Origin of the sequence: Streptomyces gardneri (genome assembly GCF_006539185.1) — a bacterium.
Classification (GTDB): Bacteria; Actinomycetota; Actinomycetes; order Streptomycetales; family Streptomycetaceae; genus Streptomyces; species Streptomyces gardneri.
Genome location: NZ_BJMN01000022.1, coordinates 47,427 through 62,105, shown reverse-complemented (window position 1 = coordinate 62,105; position 14,679 = coordinate 47,427). Strand labels below are relative to the sequence as shown.

Genomic DNA, 14,679 nt, shown 5'->3' with positions numbered 1-14,679 from the left:
CCAGTCCCACCAGTCCCACCAGTCCCACCAGTCCCAGCAGTCCCCGCAGTCCCACGAGTCCCATCAGGCCCAGCCGCCTCACCGGTCCGACGGGAAGCTTCCGGAGGACCACCGGCACATGATCCGGCGCCGCTGGATCACGGCCGTCATCATCGTGCTGCTCGTCGGCATCCCCGCCGGCTACCTCGTCGTCTCCGCGGGCCAGAGCCGCGACAGCGGCCGCGACAAGGAACGCGAGTCCTCGGCGGCCGGCCTCCAGACCAACCCGCCCTCCTGGATGAAGCGCCGGGTCTTCGAGGTCCCGGTCCCCTGGGGCGCCTGGGACGTCGCGTACTACGAGACGAGCAACTGGAAGACCAGCCGCCTCTACGTCCAGTTCACGACGGACGCCTACGGCCTCGACTTCTTCCTCTTCAACGCCGGCACCTCCCGCTCCCAGCTCACCCCTGGGCGGATCACCATCGGCGACCGGGACTCCGAGATCGTCGGCTGGACCTTCCACGAGGGCACGACCTGGTCGGGCACGACGGTCAAGCGCGAGGAACCGCGCCCGACCACCGACATCACCGTCGACCTCACGGACCCGGCCTTCCCCCGCGTCTACGCGGTCTCCACCACCAGCCCCTGACCCCCGGGCCGAGCCAGGCCGCGGCTGGTGTCACGCCGGCCGTACCGGCGTGACACCAGCCCGGTCCGAGACCGTCACGGCGAATGAAGCGCCCACTTGCTGCTGTCGACGGGCGTCGAACCCGGCAGGGCGATGAGCTCGGGCTTGAAGAGCGGTGCCGAGTCCATCGCGGGCTCCCAGGTCGCCAGCTTCTCGTCCTGCGGGACCTCGATCCGGCGGCCCTCGGCGAGATCGGCGACCACCTTCAGGAGCAGGCGCACACCGAGCGGCGCGAGATGCTCGCGCCACAGACTCTGCGCGGTCGAGCCCGGGGGCACGAACACGTGCTCCTGGGCGGCGAGCGGGCCGCCGTCGGTGCGCTCGGTGAGGTGGTAGACGCTCCCGCCCGTCACCTTGTCACCGTCGCGGACCGTCCACCGGATCGCGTCCCGGCCGCGGTGCAGCGGCAGCAGACTGGGGTGGTAGCCGATGGTGGCGATCGTGGCCCGGGCCCGGGTCTTGCGGCCGAGGAAGGCGTGCGAGTGCGCGGCGACGATGACGTCCACCCCGTCCGGGACATGCATCGCCCGCAGCTCGGCCGAGTCCGTCCACGGGATGCCCCGGGGGAACGCCCAGCCGCGCAGGCGGTCCCAGGCCATCGCGTTGCCCTCGTCGGACTGGCCCTTGCGCAGCCGGGGGGCGGACACGCCGGCGATCTTGTGCCCCTCGTCGAGCAGGGCGTCCGCGACCTCCACCGCGAACCCGCCTCGTCCTGACAGGTAGATGTTCACCGGCCCACCGCCGTGGTGAAGTGCCGCTCGACGTGGTCGAGGGCACTCTCGCGGTCCGGGCCCGAGTGGACGACCCGCCAGCCCTTCGGCACGTCCAGATGCGGTCGCCACAGCGCGTACTGCCCGGCGGTGTTCACCACGACCAGCCAGTCGCCCTCGCCGGCGTCGAAGGGGCTGCTGCCGTTCATCAGTCGACCTCTTTCATTCCGGAGTGATCGGGAAGGAACCGCACCGGAAGTGTGGAGAACCCGGTCAGGAAGTTGGACCGGATCGGCAGCGACTCCGCCGTCTGCTCGAATCCGGTGGTGAAGTCCCGTAACGCCATGAGGAGTTCGGCGATCTCGACCTTGGCCAGGTACGAGCCGACGCAGAAGTGCGGGCCGTAGCCGAAGGCCAGGTGCTTGTTGGGCGTACGGCCGAGGTCGAACGTCCCGGGCCGGTCGAAGACCCGCTCGTCGCGGTTGCCGGAGGCGTGCCACAGCGTGACGATCTCGCCGGGCTGCAGCCGCACACCGTGCAGCTCGGTCTCGCGGACGACACTGCGCCCGAAGTGCATCGTGGGCGACGCCCAGCGCAGCACCTCGTCCACGGCGGTGTCGACCGCGACCTCACCGTGCTTGAGCCGCCGCCACTCCTCGGGCCGGGCCGCGAGCGTGCGGACGCAGTCGATCATCGTGAGCCGACTGGTCTCGTCGCCGCCGATGATCAGGCTGTAGCAGTTGAGCACGACGTCCTCGTCGGACAGCGGCACACCGTCGAGGGAACTGCCGACGAGCATGCTGATCACGTCGTCGCCCGGCGACTCGCGCCGCTCCTCGACGATGTCCATGAAGTACATGAGGATCTCGTTGCGAGCCATCTCGGAGTCGACCTCGCCGACGCCCTCGTCCTCGGTCGACAGCGCGGCCTTGGTGAGGGAGAGCAGGAACTCCCGGTCCTCCTCTGGCACGCCGAGCAGGCTGGAGATCGTCGTCATCGGGATCCGGCCGGCGATCTCCTCGGCGAAGTCGCAGCCGCCGCTCTCGACCGCCTCGCGGATCCACCGCCGGGTGTTGACCCGCACCGTCCGCGCCACCTCGTCGAGCACCCTCGGCGAGAGCACCCGTTGAAGGATCTTGCGCAGCTCGTGGTGCCGGGGCCCGTCGGTGACGGCCAGCATGCGGCCGGCGCCGGCGTCCCCGCCACCCAGGAGCGTGACCAGGACGTTCCCGCGCTCGGACGTGAAGTTCACGTCGTCCCGGTAGGCGGCCATGATGTCCTCGTGGCGGGAGAGCACCCAGAAACCCTTGCGGCCGCCGGCCGGCGGGTTCCAGTGCACCGGCGCGGTGTCCCGCAGGGTGCGCCAGAACGCGCCGAGGTCGTGCTCCGCGAAGGTGGCCGGGTCGCCCAGGTCCACGGTGTCGATGTGCCGTGCGGTCGTCCTCACGGTCACCAGTCCGTACGCCAGAAGCGGCGCGGCCGGAAGGGGTACGTGGGCAGGGGCACTCGGTGGCTGGTCTCCCCGAGGTGCAGGGAGTCGAAGTCCACCCGCCGGCCCGTCACCCACGCCGCGGCGAGCGCGGTCAGCTCGGGCAGCGCCTGCGCGTCCCGCCCGGACAGCACGATTCCGTCGTCGTTGCTGTGGAAGGACTCCGCGTCCACCCGCGGCGCCGAGGCGGTCGTGACGGCCGGAGCCCCTGAGGAGTCGGCGGCCAGGGCGTCGATCAGCTCCGCACGGCTGCGGACGACGGCCGCCCACCGGCGCTCCATCACCTTGCGGCCCAGGTTGAGGCTGAAGCAGATGTCGTCAAGCCGCAGCTCGGGGTGGGCGATCAGCCACTCCCTCAGCCGTACGCGCTGACGGTCAAGGGCATCGTCGTCCAGGGCCGACAGCGTCGCCAGTCGCGGCCTGCCGTCGGCCTCGGGGGTGCGCTCCGCGACCGTCGGCGGCTCCTCCAGGACGAGGTGCGCGTTGTAGCCACCGCCGCCGATCGAGGTGATGCCCGCACGGCGGATGCCGGACTCCGACTCCCAGTCGGCGGTCTCCAGTTGCGGCACGAAGGGGGTGCTGGGGAAGTCGAGGTCCTGGTTGGCCTCGGTCAGGTTGATCGTCGCCGGCAGCTTCTTGTGGAAGAGGGCCAGCGCGGCCTTCATCGCGCCGAAGCCGCCCGACACCACACCGCCGTGGCCCACATTGCCCTTGACCCCGCCGATCGAGGTGGTGGCGGTCTGCTTGCCGAACGCCATGCTCGCCGCGTGCACTTCGAGCTCGTCGGTCATCGGCAGGCCCAGACCGTTGGCCTCGTACATGGACACGGTGTCCGGGTTGACGCCCCCGACCTCCATGGCGGCGGCTATGCACGCGCTCAGCCGTTCGGGCTGGGCCAGGCCGTAGGCCATCGCGCTGACACCGTTGTTGTTGACGGCCGAGCCCTTGACCACCGCGTAGATGTGGTCGCGGTCGGCGACGGCCTGCCCCAGCGGCTTGAGCAGGACGGTGACGACACCGCTCGACAGGGCCGTGCCGGTGCCGTTGGCGTCGAACGGGCGGCAGTGGCCGTCCTTGGAGAGGATGCGGTTCTCCTCCCACAGATGGCCGCGGGGGTGCGGCAGACGGACCATCGCGCCGCCCGCGATCGCCATGTCGGTCTGGCCGAGCAGCAGCGACTGGCAGGCGAGGTGCACCGCGTAGTGGAAGCCGGCGCAGACGGCGGCGACGGTCACGGCCTCGCCGGTCAGCCCCATGTAGTAGAGGGCGTTGGACGTCATGGTGTCCGGCGACCACGCCAGACTCGCCTCGATCGCCTCGGGGCCGACCGACACCCGGTCCGGCGGGGAGCTGTAGAGCGCGGCGGTCTGCGGGTTGTTGGCGCCGTACATCCCGATCTCGGCCCGCACCCGGTCCGGGTCGTAGCCGCCGTCCTCGAGCGTCTCCCACGCGCTCTCCAGGAACAGGCGGTTCTCCGGGGTCATCGCGGCCGCCATCCGGTCGCTGATGCCGAAGACCGAGGGGTCGAACTTGTCGTACGTGTCGAGCACGCCGCAGGCGCGGACGTAGAACGGGCTGTGGATCAGGGTCTCGTCGACGTGGATGTCGTCCTTCTCCAGGAAGGACACGGACTCCCTGCCGTGCACGAGGTTGTCCCAGAACTGTTCCTTGGTACGGGCTCCGGGCGACCGGAGGGACATGCCGATGACGGCCACGTCACCCGGGTCGTAGTCCTGCTCGGGGCTGTCGGTCATGGGGAAGCTCCTGCTTCGAGGCGGATGCCGAGCGGCAAGTGGTGGTCGATGGAGGACAAATGACCGAGGGTCAGTTGTCGGTGGGGGCGGCACGGCCGCGCAGCGCGGCGCGGCGGGCGCCCGCGCGGCGGCGGGCCGACTCGACGATCTCGGGGGTGGCGCCGCTCTCGGCGTCGAGCCAGCGGGCCAGCGAGGCGATGTCACGGAAGCTGAAGAGGTCGGGCACGCGGACCCGGCGGTCGAACCGCCGGGTCATCAGCCTGGCCAGCCGGACGAGCAGCAGCGAGTCGCCGCCGAGGTCGTAGAACGCGGCCTGGACGTCGATGCCCGTCGGTTCGAGGTCGAGCAGCTGGCCCCAGATCTCCGCCAGCGCCACCTCGGTCGGCGTGCTCGCGGCCCTCAGCGGCGTCCCGGGATCGGCGGCCGGCGGATCGGGCAGTGCGGCGCGGTCGAGCTTCCCGCCCGGCGCCAGCGGGAGCGCGGTCAGGAACACGACCGTCCCCGGCACCATGTAGTCGGGCAGCTCGGCGGCGAGCCCGCCGGTGAGCGCGGCCTGGCGTTCGGCGTCCAGCCAGACGCCGTCACCCTCCCGGGACGCCTCCTGGGAGTCGTCCGCCGGCACGACGTAGCCGATGAGCCGGTTGCCCCGGACGACGGCGGCGGCCTCGCGGACCCCGGGCCGGCCGGTCAGCCGCGCCTCGACCTCCTCCAGCTCGATGCGGAAGCCGCGCAGCTTGACCTGGTGGTCCGAGCGGCCGCCGAACCGGAGCTCGCCGTCCTCGGTGCAGGTGACGACGTCACCGGTGCGGTACATGCGCTCGCCGTCCAGGAACGGGTCCGGCACGAACCGCTCGGCCGTGGTGCGCGGCCGGTTGACGTATCCGTGGGCGAGCCCGACCCCGCCGACATACAGCTCGCCGGGCACGCCGGCCGGCAGCGGCTTCAGGTTCTCGTCGAGGACGTAGGCACGGGCGGTGGACGAGGGTGCGCCGATCGAGGGCTCGTCGGTCTCGTCCTCCGGCACCCACTTGTGCGAGCTGAAGACGGTCGCCTCGGTCGGCCCGTAGGCGTTGTAGACCCGGTCGGCGCCGGTCTCCCGGTACGCCCGGTCCACCAGCTTGCGCCGCAGGGGCTCGCCGCCGAAGACGACCGTGCGCACGTTCGGCGGGAGGCCGCCGGCGTCGAGCAGGCCGTTCATCACCGACGGGACGACGTTGAGGTGGGTGATCCTGTCGGCGTACGCGCTGTCCGGCAGGTGCACGGCGCTCTCCACGAGCACGACGGCGCCGCCGCGGCACAGGGCGGGGAAGATCTCCATCACCGACATGTCGAAGCAGATCGAGCTGGCCGCCGAGATGCCGCTCATGTCGCGGCCCTCGAAGATGCGGTCCATCTCGGACAGCATGGCGACGCAGCCGCCGTGGTGGATGGCCACGCCCTTCGGGAGGCCGGTGGAGCCCGAGGTGTAGATGATGTACGCGGTGTCCTCGGGCACGACCGGCACGGGGCGGTCGCCGGGCTCGGTCGTCACGGTGTCACCGAGGACGACCACGGTCGGTCCGGCCGGGCAGTTGGCCCGGGACGCGGGCGTGGTCAGCAGGAGACGGGTCCCGCTGTCCTTGACCATGAAGGCCAGCCGCTCGGCGGGGTAGTTCGGGTCCAGCGGCACGTAGCAGGAGCCGGCGCGCAGCACGGCCAGGACGGCGACGAGCAGGTCGGGCGTGCGCTCGACGCAGACGCCGACCGGGACGCCGGGTCCGGCGCCGTCGGCGACGAGCCGCTCGGCCAGCACGCGGGAGCGCTCGTTCAGCTCGCCGTAGGTCAGGACGCCGGCGTCGGAGTAGACCGCGGGCGCGCCCGGGTTCTTTACCGCCTGCTCGACGAACTCGGAGTGCAGGGTCTCGGTCACCGGTCCGACTCCTCGGCCTGGGCCTCGGGGAGACCGCTCGGCGCGATGTCCCGCAGCGCCAGGTCGGGTCGGGCGATCGAGTCGAAGAGCACGGTGCGGTAGAGCGCGAGCAGTGCCGTCACGGTTTCCTTCTCCAGATAGCTGGGTTTGTACTGGATGTGGCCGACGACCTCGCCGTCGATGTCGGCCATCGAGATCTCCAGGTCGAACTTGGCGAGGTGCCTGCGCACCTGGAGCGGTTCGAGCGGGAGGGCGCCGTCGGGCGCGATGGTGTCGCCGATGCCGTGGAAGAGCTTCACGGACCGGGGGAAGGCCTCGGACGAGAGCCAGTTCACGACCACGTCGAACCACGGGGAGCGGCCCTCGGCCCGCGGCGGCTTCAGCTGGGAGGCCAGCAGGTCGAGCGGGTAGTTCATGTGCTCGACCAGACCGAGCGAGAAGGCATGGACCTCGCCCAGCAGATCGCGGAAGGTGCGGTCACCGGAGGGCTCCGCCCGTACCAGCACCGTGTTGAGGTAGTAGCCGATGGCGGATTCCCAGCCGGGTTCGGCGCGTTGGGCGATGGCGGTGGCCAGGACGGAGTCCTCGACCCCGGCCGCGCGGTTGAGGGTGGCGAAGAAGCCGGCCAGGACGACGGTGCTGATCGACACGCCCTCGCGGACCGCGAACTCCCGGAGCAGGCGCGTCTCTTCCACGCTCCAGCGGAGCGTGAGGTCGCGTCCCTCGTAGGTGACGCCCGGGGGCCGCTCCCTGGTGGACAGATCGAGGTGGGCAGGCGGGTCGGCGAGCTTCCGCGACCACCAGTCCAGCGCCGCGTCGGCCGCCGGTCCGTCGAGCCACTGTCGCTCCCACTCCACGAACTCCGTGTAGGGGGCGACCGGTTCGCGGCCGGCGGGGTCGGCGCCCTCGTAGAACTCCTGGAGTTCGCGGATCATCACGTCGGCCGAGGCCGCGTCCGAGGCGATGTGGTGGACGAGGACAAGCAGGAAGTGGTCCGCCGGGCCGCGCGTCATCAGCACCACCCGCACGAGGGGACCGTTGTCCAGGTCCAGCGGCTCGTGCCCGTACTCGGCCAGCTCCTCGCGGGCCTCCTCGTCGTCCAGTTCGGAGCTGTCCACGACGAGGAACTCGTACACCGGTTCGTCCAGGACGACCTGGTGCGGTCGGCCGCCGGCCTCGACGAAGAGCGTGCGCAGCGCGGGATGCCGCTCCATCACGGCCCGCACGGCGCCGTCGAGCGCCTTCTCGTCGACCTCGGCACGGATCCGGGCCGCGACCATGAAGTTGTACGGCACGGCGTCCGGCGAGACCTGCTGCATGAACCACAGCGAGGCCTGGCCGTGCGAGGCCGCCGCCACTTCGAGACCGAGGCCGTCGGCGCGCAGCTGCTCCGACGCCGGTGCGTCGGTGGGCTCCAGGAGCCCGCGCGCGGCCAGTTCCTCGACCAGCTCCTCGGCGTCCAGCTCGGACAGGTCGTCCAGGAACGACCGGGCCGGCTCGGGCTCGGGTGCCGTCGGCTCCGGCCTCACCTCGGCGGCAGGCGCCGGAACGGCCTTCGCGGTGGCGCCCGGCGGGCCGACGGTCTCGACGATGTGGGCGACGACCTCGGAGACGGAGCGGCCGTCCAGGAACACCACCGGGGACACCCGGTGTCCGAAGAGCGACTGGAGCCTGTTGACGAGGCGGATCGCGAGCATCGAGTCGAGACCGAAGTCCCGCAGTCCGGCGCCCTGGTCGAGCCTGCTCGCCGGTACGCCCAGCGCGTCGGCGATCTCGCCGAGGACGACCTCCGCGAGCGGCCTGTCCGGCACGGACACGGCGGCGACGGCCTCGACGGCGGGCGAGGTCACGGACGCGGTGGCGGTCGTGGCCACGGACTCCGTCACGGCCGCGGTCCCGACGACCGCCGTGGACCCGACCTGGGGGAGCGGCGTGGCGTCCAGCCAGTAGCGCTCCTTCTGCCACTGCACGAGCGGGGTCTCCACGACCTCGGCGTCGTCGGCGAACAGCGAGTCGAAGGTCAGCGGCAGGCCCCTGACGTACAGCGACGCGGCGGCCCCCAGCAGGCAGCGGACGTCACTCTCCTCGCGGCGCAGGGAGTTGATCGCGTGCACCTGGGCTCCACGGGTCAGCGCGATCTCCTCGACCGCGCCGCGCAGCGTCTCGTGCGGGCCGATCTCGATGAACGTGCCGACGCCCTCGTCGACCAGAGTGCCGATCGTCTCGGCGAACCGCACCTGGTTGCGCAGGTTGTGCACCCAGTAGTCGACGTCCGCGACCGGGTTCACCGTGTCGGCGAGCGCGGTGGACCGGAACTCGATCGTGTTCCTCGACGGGCTGATGCCGTCGATGAGTTCGCGCAGCGGCTCGATCAGCGGGTCCATGCCGGGGCTGTGCACCGGCCGCTCGACCCGGATCCTCCTGGTCGAGATCCCGGCCTCCCGGAGATCGGCCTCCAGGGCGCTGATCGCTTCGGGAGAGCCGGACACCGCGGCGCTGGTGGGGCTGTTCACCACGGCGACGGCCGCGTGCTCCGCGTACGGGGCGAGCCTCGGCAGCAGCTCCTGCTCCGGCAGGTCGACCGAGATCATCGCCCCGGCCGCCGCCTTCCGTTCGAGCAGGTGCGAGCGGGCGACCACGACACGGGCGGCGTCCTCCAGGGACAGCGAACCGGCGACGCAGGCGGCGGCGACCTCGCCCAGGCTGTGTCCGACGACCGCCGTCGGCTCGATGCCGAGGCCGAGCCAGACCTTCGCGAGCGAGACCTGGAGGGCGAACAGCACGGGCTGCTGGAAGTCCATCTCCTCGTACCGGGCCTCGTCGGCCGGGGCGGCGAGCTGATCCAGCACCGAGCAGCCGCCGGCCGCCCGTACGGCGGCGTCGCAGGCGGTCATCCACGTACGGAACCCGGTGTGCGAGCGCAGCAGCTCCCGGCCCATGCCGACCCACTGCGTGCCCCCGCCGGAGAACACCAGCGCCACCCGCCGGTCGCCACTGCCGGAGACCGTGCCCGTGACGACGTCGGGGTGCGGCCGACCCGCGGCGACCCGGGCGAGTCCGTCGAGGACGTCCTGCCGGTTGCGGGCGAACAGCGCGATCCGCCGGCCGTGGTGCGTACGCCTGGTGGCGAGCGTGTACGCGAGGTCGGAGACCCGCAGGCCCGGGTCGCGCTCGACGTGGTTGGACAGCTCGCGGCAGGTGTCGGCCAGCGCTTCCTCGGTGCGCGCCGTGACGGGTACGAGATGCACCCGCTCGTCGGGCGCGGCCTCGCCCCGGCTCGGCGTGACGTGCCGTCCCCGGTCACCCGCGAGGAACGGGGTGGCCGTGACGGGATGCCCCGCGGTGTACAGCGCACCGAGCGAGCCGAGCAGGGTCCAGGCCTCGTCGGTGCCGCGCCGCAGCGAGGGCAGCGTGGCCGCCGTCGGCAGGATCTCGGCCACGGACTTGAGCAGGACGGGGTGCGGACTGATCTCGACGACCGCGTCGACGTCGTGGTCGCGCAGGGTCGTCAGGGCGTCGACCACCCGGATCTCCTGGCGCAGGTTCTCCGCCCAGTACTCCGGCCCGAGCTCCGTGCCGTCGACGAGCTCGCCGGTGACCGTCGAGACCATCGGGACGCGGGTGGCCCGGGGCCTGATGCCGTCGAGTTCCACCTTCAGCGGGGCGAGGACGTGGTCGACCAGCGGCGAGTGCGGGGCGTGGCCCATCCGTACCCGATGGCTCGTGACACCCTCGTCGGTCAGCCGCTGGACGAGCTCGTCGATCTCCTGCGGTGTGCCGGTGACCAGCGTCGAGTTCAGGCCGTTGTGGCCGGCGATCGTGAGCTGACCGGTGAGGTACGGCCGTACGGCGTCGGCGCCGGTCGTGACGACGATGCCGTCGCCGCGCCCCACGGCCAGCTGCTGGAGGAGCCGGCCGTGATGGGCGGCCAGCCGGGACGCGTCCTCGAAGTCGAGGGCGCCGGCGATGTGGGAGGCGGCGAACTCGCCGACGCTCTGCCCCACGACGACGTCCGGCTCCACCCCGAGGGACCGCCAGGTGTCGGCCAGGGCGACCTGGAGGGAGAACAGCAGCGGCTGGAAGACGTCCATGTCGTCGATACGGCCGTCGGCCGACGTCATCTGCTCGACGAGCGAGAAGCCGAGCAGCTCCCGCATCCGCTGGTCGGAGCGCGTCATGGACCGGCGGAACACCGGGTTGCCGGCAAGCAGTTGCCGGCCCATGCCCACCCACTGCGAACCGTTGCCCGAGAACAGGAAGGCCACCCGCGGCTTGCGCGCGGTCTGCTCCCCGGCGCTCAGCCCGGCGGCCGGGGTGCCGGCGGTGAAGGCGTCGAGCTGTGTCCTGAGCTCGGTCAGGTCACGGGCCGCGGCGGCCAGCCGGAACTTCCCGTCGCCGGGGGCGCGTCCGCAGACCGCCCGCAGGTCGCTCTCGTCACGCAGCGCCGAGGCCCGCTCGGCCAGCGCCTCCCGGGAGTCCCCGGCCAGCAGGAGGAGGCTGCCCTCGGACCGCGGCAGCTCCTCGACGACGACATGACAGATCGCGCCGCCGAAGCCGAAGGAGCTGACGCCTCCCCGCCGCGCGTCGGAGCGCCTGGGCCAGGCCGTGAGCCGGTCCTGGACGGTGAGGTTGTACTCGTCGAACAGGATCTGCGGGTTCGGGGAGGAGTAGTGCAGGCTCGGCGGCAGCACGCCGTTGCGGATCGACATGGCGAGCTTGACCAGGCCGACGATGCCGGCCGCCGCCTCCAGATGCCCGACGTTGGACTTGACGGAGCCGAGCCGCAGCGGCTCCGCGCGGTCGCCGCCCAGGACCGCGCCGATGGCGTTGGCCTCGATCGGGTCGCCGAGGGGCGTCGCGGAGCCGTGGCACTCGATGTAGTCGACGAGGGAGGGCGCGATGCCGGCCCGCCGGTAGGCGTTGCGGAGCATCAGCTCCTGCGCCTGCGGGTTCGGCGCGGTCATGCCGTTGCTCAGACCGTCGTTCTGGGAGGAGCTGCCCTTGATGACGCAGTACACGGGCAGATCGCGTTCGAGGGCCACGCTCAGCGGGGCGAGGACGACGACTCCGGCGCCCTCACCGCGGACGTAACCGTTCGCCCGGGCGTCGAACGACTTGCAGCGGCCGTCCGGGGCGAGCGCGCCCATCGCGTCCATGGCGGTGTAGTAGTCGGAGACGAAGCTCAGGTTCACGCCGCCGGCGAGCACCAGCTCGCTCTCGCCCATCCAGATCGACTGGCAGCCCGCGTGCACCGAGACCAGCGACCCGGCGCAGGCGGCGTCGATGGCCATGCTCGGGCCCTGCAGACCGAGTACGTAGGAGACGCGGTTGGCGATGATGCCGTCGTGCATGCCGGTCGCGGTGTGCGGGGTGATCTGGGCGTCCGGCCCCCGGTAGTGCGCCAGCGCGGCGTAGTCGCCCCAGCAGGAGGCCATGAACACGCCGGTCTCGGTGCCGACGAGGCTGTCGGGCGCGACCCCCGCGTCCTCCAGCGCCTCCCAGGCCAGTTCGAGTATCAGCCGCTGCTGCGGGTCCATCTGGACCGCTTCGCGGGGTGAGATGCCGAAGAAGAGGGGATCGAACTGGTCGATGCCGTCGATGAACCCGCCCCAGCGGGCCGAGCCGCGCAACAGCTCGCGGCGTGCGGCTGGCACCGGTCCGACGGCGTCGCGACCCTCGGACAGCAGCTTCCAGAACGCGGAGGGGTCCGGTCCGCCGGGGAACCGGCAGCCGATGCCCACGATCGCCACGGGCTCGTGCACGCCGGTACGGCGCTCGTTGCCCGGGGCGGGGCCGGGGGCGGTCCCCGCGCCGCGCGGCCCCTCGACGAGCGCACGGCACAGCTCGTCGACGGAGGGGTACTGCCACATCCAGGTGACGGGAACTTTCCAGCCGACGAATTCGGATAACGAGGTGGCGAGACGGGTGAATTTGAGCGAGTCGAGACCGTACCGGTGCATCGGTGTCCAGCGGTCCACCGCGTCCTTGGGCAGATCCATCAGCTCGACGACGTGAGAAAGAAGAAAATCCGTTATGGCACGCGGATCTGGTTCTGCGCGCTCTTGGGGCATGACGGCTCCTCAGCAGGGCGGGTGGGGGTGACCGTGGCGCACCTGCGGCCGTGCCGATGGGCACGGTCGGGGGCCTGCGGTCTCGAAATGACTCCCGTGGAGTCATCCTGGCCGATACGGATCGGGATCTGATTCAGGACTGCTTCCCGGCGGTCCGGCCGCCGGGGCATGCATCGCGCGTCTCCTGGCCGCGTCGCTCCGCGACTGCGATTCCAGGCCTAGGACCAGCGGGCTGACATGGCCCGTATGACGAAGTAGTTGCCCCGACCGACCAACATCACGATGCCACTCTGGGAATGGTGAGACAAGGGCGCCTGACGGGTCGGATGGTGCGCTGGCGTGATCTCGACCCGGACTGACCGGATCGACTCGCTCAATGGCCGTGAATCGGTGCGGACATGACGGGAATCGAGGCGGACTGGACAGCGGGCGAATGACCTTGCAAGCTGCTCGCCATGAAATACATGAACCACACACCGGTGTCGGCCGACATCGACATCGCTTTATCCGGGCGTCCCCCGCACACGCCCGTCACGGTGGCGGGTGACGCATGACCGGTATCGACGTGATGCCACGGCAGAGGCCGGGCCTGGCACTCGGCGTGCTGGCCGGAGCGCTCGCGCTCGACGTGAGCGGACTCGGGGTCCTCAACGCCGCTCTCCCGTCCGTCGGAGCGCGCTTCGGCCTCGACGACACCACGCTCCAGTGGGTCATGATCGCCTACGCCGTGACCTTCGCCGGCTTCCTCCTGGTGGGCGGCCGCCTGGCCGACGTCTTCGGCCGCCGGCGCGTGTTCGAGTGCGGAGTCGCCCTGTTCACGGCGGCCGCCCTGGTCGGCGCCGTGGCACCGGACACCGCGGTGCTGCTCGGCGCGCGGGCGGTCCAGGGCATCGGCGCGGCCCTGTCGGGCCCGGCCGCATTGGCCCTGCTCACCGAGGTGTTTCCCGCCGGACCGGCGCGCAACCGGGCGCTCAGCGTGTACGCCGCGGTCGGCGCCGCGAGCTTCAGCGGCGGGGTGCTCCTCGGCGGCGTACTGACCCAGTTCCTCGGCTGGCGGTCGGTGCTGTGGTTCTCGGTGGCCCTCGGCCTGGTCGTGCTGGCCGCGACGCGCGCCGGACTGCCCGGTGGCGCCGGGCGCGGCGGCAGCCTGGACCTGCCCGGCGCGATCTCGGGCACGCTCGGCCTCACCCTGCTGGTCGTCGGCGTGAGCACCCACGGCGCGGCGGCCTGGACCGCGCTCCTCGCCGCGGCGGCCTTCCTGGTGTTCTTCGTGGTGCGCGAGCACCGCACGCCCGACCCGGTGCTGCCCCTCGGCCTCTTCCGGCTGGCGTCCGTCCGGGCCGCGAGCCTGGCGGCGTTCCTGCAGTACATGGGCTCGGTCGGCATGCTGTTCTTCGCGCCGCTGTACCTGCAGGGGATGCTGGACTACACGCCTCTCGAGTCCGGTCTCGCGCTGGTGCCGATGTCGGCGGCCGTGTTCCTGACGGCCAACTTCGCCACCGGACGCCTGCTCGCCCGGCACACTCCGCGCACGCTGATGGCCGTCGGACTCGTCCTGATCGGCGTGGGAACGGCGCTGTGGCTGAGCACGCCGGAAGACGGCGACTACCTGCTGCACGTGCTCCCCGGCCTGGTCGTCAGCGGCATCGGCCAGGGACTGAACTTCCCCTCGATGACCTCCGCCGGGCTCACCGGCGTCGCGCCGGAGCGACACGCGGTCGCCGGCGCGGTGAACGTGGTGGCGCAGCAGATCGGCGCCAGCGTCGGAGTGGCGGTCATGGTCCTCGTCGCGGCGACCGGTGGCGACCAGCTCACGGGTTACCACCTGGCGTACCTCACGGCAGCCATTGCCTGCGTACTCGGAGCGGCGGTCATCGCCGCGGTAAGACGCCCCTGATACCCGGGAACGCCTCTCGGGAACTCGGGAACTCCGGCGGGATATTCGGCCTCGGTCATGCGGTGACCGAAAGGGAGCTCTTCAGGAGACGCTCCTCTTCGGCTCGATGGACGACGGCACGAGAGGACCGGACCGAACCGCAAGCACCCGGCACCCCGTCGAAATGACCGGAATCCTTCGGG

Annotated in this window: 8 protein-coding genes; 2 read left to right on the top strand and 6 right to left on the bottom strand. The window is 71.6% G+C overall.

The window, feature by feature from the left end; genetic code table 11:
* Positions 1–118 precede the first annotated feature (118 nt).
* Positions 119–628 carry a hypothetical protein gene (locus SGA01_RS17735; RefSeq protein WP_141297542.1) on the top strand — a complete coding sequence of 170 codons (510 nt, stop codon included), beginning with the start codon at positions 119–121 and terminating at the stop codon, positions 626–628.
* Positions 629–702: 74 nt separating this feature from the next.
* On the opposite strand, the gene SGA01_RS17730 is transcribed toward SGA01_RS17735, so the two are convergent.
* The 6 genes from SGA01_RS17730 to SGA01_RS17705 form a co-directional block, all read right to left on the bottom strand.
* Complete coding sequence (locus SGA01_RS17730; RefSeq protein ID WP_055640632.1) at positions 703–1,398, bottom strand: formyltransferase family protein; 696 nt, start codon at positions 1,396–1,398, stop codon at positions 703–705.
* Positions 1,395–1,586 carry an MbtH family protein gene (locus SGA01_RS17725; RefSeq protein ID WP_141297461.1) on the bottom strand — a complete coding sequence of 64 codons (192 nt, stop codon included), beginning with the start codon at positions 1,584–1,586 and terminating at the stop codon, positions 1,395–1,397. Before SGA01_RS17725 ends, SGA01_RS17730 begins: the two co-directional genes overlap by 4 nt.
* The gene (locus tag SGA01_RS17720; protein ID WP_141297460.1) at positions 1,586–2,830 is read right to left on the bottom strand and encodes a cytochrome P450; all 1,245 of its coding nucleotides are present in this window, start codon (positions 2,828–2,830) and stop codon (positions 1,586–1,588) included. Before SGA01_RS17720 ends, SGA01_RS17725 begins: the two co-directional genes overlap by 1 nt.
* Positions 2,827–4,620 carry a beta-ketoacyl synthase N-terminal-like domain-containing protein gene (locus SGA01_RS17715; RefSeq protein WP_141297459.1) on the bottom strand — a complete coding sequence of 598 codons (1,794 nt, stop codon included), beginning with the start codon at positions 4,618–4,620 and terminating at the stop codon, positions 2,827–2,829. Before SGA01_RS17715 ends, SGA01_RS17720 begins: the two co-directional genes overlap by 4 nt.
* 70 nt (positions 4,621–4,690) lie before the next feature.
* Positions 4,691–6,529 (bottom strand): non-ribosomal peptide synthetase, encoded by a 1,839-nt coding sequence (locus SGA01_RS17710; protein WP_141297458.1) that lies wholly within the window; start codon positions 6,527–6,529, stop codon positions 4,691–4,693.
* Positions 6,526–12,600, bottom strand: coding sequence for a type I polyketide synthase (locus SGA01_RS17705; protein ID WP_141297457.1), 6,075 nt, complete (start codon positions 12,598–12,600; stop codon positions 6,526–6,528). Before SGA01_RS17705 ends, SGA01_RS17710 begins: the two co-directional genes overlap by 4 nt.
* Before the next feature lie 550 nt (positions 12,601–13,150).
* Between SGA01_RS17705 and SGA01_RS17700 the strand changes: the two genes are divergently transcribed.
* Positions 13,151–14,497, top strand: a complete 1,347-nt coding sequence (locus SGA01_RS17700) for an MFS transporter (protein ID WP_141297456.1) — start codon at positions 13,151–13,153, stop codon at positions 14,495–14,497.
* Positions 14,498–14,679: the final 182 nt, after the last annotated feature.

Coding starts and splice junctions, on each gene's coding strand:
- SGA01_RS17705 (WP_141297457.1), bottom strand. CDS start 12,600: ATGCCCCAAGAGCGCGCAGAACCAGATCCGCGTGCCATAACGGATTTT.
- SGA01_RS17715 (WP_141297459.1), bottom strand. CDS start 4,620: ATGACCGACAGCCCCGAGCAGGACTACGACCCGGGTGACGTGGCCGTC.
- SGA01_RS17735 (WP_141297542.1), top strand. CDS start 119: ATGATCCGGCGCCGCTGGATCACGGCCGTCATCATCGTGCTGCTCGTC.
- SGA01_RS17725 (WP_141297461.1), bottom strand. CDS start 1,586: ATGAACGGCAGCAGCCCCTTCGACGCCGGCGAGGGCGACTGGCTGGTC.
- SGA01_RS17700 (WP_141297456.1), top strand. CDS start 13,151: ATGACCGGTATCGACGTGATGCCACGGCAGAGGCCGGGCCTGGCACTC.